Raw genomic sequence first — 2,218 nt, forward strand, 5'->3', positions numbered from 1 at the left:
CGGGCGCTAAGTGGGAAAGGATGTGGAGTCGCAGAGACAACCAGGAGGTTGGCTTAGAAGCAGCCACCCTTGAAAGAGTGCGTAATAGCTCACTGGTCAAGTGATTCCGCGCCGACAATGTAGCGGGGCTCAAGCGTACCGCCGAAGTCGTGTCATTCCAGAATATAGGGCCAACGCCTTCTGGGATGGGTAGGGGAGCGTCGTCTGCCGGGTGAAGCAGCACCGGAAGGTAGTTGTGGACGGTTGACGAGTGAGAATGCAGGCATGAGTAGCGATTCACACGTGAGAAACGTGTGCGCCGATTGACTAAGGGTTCCTGGGTCAAGCTGATCTGCCCAGGGTAAGTCGGGACCTAAGGCGAGGCCGACAGGCGTAGTCGATGGATAACCGGTTGATATTCCGGTACCCGCTGTGGAGCGTCAAACATCGAATCCAGTGATGCTAAGCCCGTGAAGCCGCCGGCTGAGTCTTCGGACGAGGTCGGAGTGGTGGAGCCGGTGACCCGAGCTGGTAGTAGGTGAGTGATGGGGTGACGCAGGAAGGTAGTCCATCCCGGGCGGTGGTTGTCCCGGGGTAAGGGTGTAGGACGTCAGGTAGGTAAATCCGCCTGGCACATAGTCTGAGACCTGATGCCGAGCCGATTGTGGTGAAGTGGATGATCCTATGCTGTCGAGAAAAGCCTCTAGCGAGTTTCATGGCGGCCCGTACCCTAAACCGACTCAGGTGGTCAGGTAGAGAATACCGAGGCGTTCGGGTGAACTATGGTTAAGGAACTCGGCAAAATGCCCCCGTAACTTCGGGAGAAGGGGGGCCACACCTGGTGATCGGATTTACTCCGTGAGCTGGGGGTGGCCGCAGAGACCAGCGAGAAGCGACTGTTTACTAAAAACACAGGTCCGTGCGAAGCCGTAAGGCGATGTATACGGACTGACGCCTGCCCGGTGCTGGAACGTTAAGGGGACCGGTTAGCTTCACTTCGGTGGGGCGAAGCTGAGAACTTAAGCGCCAGTAAACGGCGGTGGTAACTATAACCATCCTAAGGTAGCGAAATTCCTTGTCGGGTAAGTTCCGACCTGCACGAATGGCGTAACGACTTCTCGACTGTCTCAACCATAGGCCCGGTGAAATTGCACTACGAGTAAAGATGCTCGTTTCGCGCAGCAGGACGGAAAGACCCCGGGACCTTTACTACAGTTTGATATTGGTGTTCGGTTCGGCTTGTGTAGGATAGCTGGGAGACTGTGAAGCCTGGACGCCAGTTCGGGTGGAGTCGTCGTTGAAATACCAGTCTGGTCGTGCTGGATGTCTAACCTGGGTCCGTGATCCGGATCAGGGACAGTGTCTGATGGGTAGTTTAACTGGGGCGGTTGCCTCCTAAAGGGTAACGGAGGCGCCCAAAGGTTCCCTCAGCCTGGTTGGCAATCAGGTGTTGAGTGTAAGTGCACAAGGGAGCTTGACTGTGAGACCGACGGGTCGAGCAGGGACGAAAGTCGGGACTAGTGATCCGGCGGTGGCTTGTGGAAGCGCCGTCGCTCAACGGATAAAAGGTACCCCGGGGATAACAGGCTGATCTTCCCCAAGAGTCCATATCGACGGGATGGTTTGGCACCTCGATGTCGGCTCGTCGCATCCTGGGGCTGGAGTCGGTCCCAAGGGTTGGGCTGTTCGCCCATTAAAGCGGTACGCGAGCTGGGTTTAGAACGTCGTGAGACAGTTCGGTCCCTATCCGCTGTGCGCGTAGGAGTCTTGAGAAGGGCTGTCCCTAGTACGAGAGGACCGGGACGGACGAACCTCTGGTGTGCCAGTTGTTCTGCCAAGGGCATGGCTGGTTGGCTACGTTCGGGAGGGATAACCGCTGAAAGCATCTAAGCGGGAAGCCTGCTTCGAGATGAGGACTCCCACCCACTTGATGGGGTAAGGCTCCCAGTAGACGACTGGGTTGATAGGCCGGATCTGGAAGCCAGGTGACTGGTGGAGGTGACCGGTACTAATAGGCCGAGGGCTTGTCCTCAGTTGCTCGCGTCCACTGTGTTGGTTCTGAAACCACGAACAACCGTCGTAGCCGTATAGTGCGGTTCCGGTTGGCAGTTTCATAGTGTTTCGGTGGTCATAGCGTGAGGGAAACGCCCGGTTACATTTCGAACCCGGAAGCTAAGCCTTACAGCGCCGATGGTACTGCAGGGGGGACCCTGTGGGAGAGTAGGACACCGCCGAACAA

At 57.0% G+C, this 2,218-nt stretch carries 2 rRNA genes (1 of these 2 only partly in view); both read left to right on the plus strand.

The window, feature by feature from the left end:
• Nucleotides 1–2,011, plus strand: a 23S ribosomal RNA gene (locus tag ACWDUZ_RS38390); it begins 1,215 nt to the left of the window's first position.
• An 88-nt stretch (nt 2,012–2,099) separates the two neighbouring features.
• Nucleotides 2,100–2,216: ribosomal RNA gene (rrf, locus tag ACWDUZ_RS38395) — 5S ribosomal RNA — on the plus strand.
• The last annotated feature ends 2 nt before the right edge of the window (nt 2,217–2,218 follow it).

This window comes from Streptomyces sp. NPDC003393 (assembly GCF_053589015.1).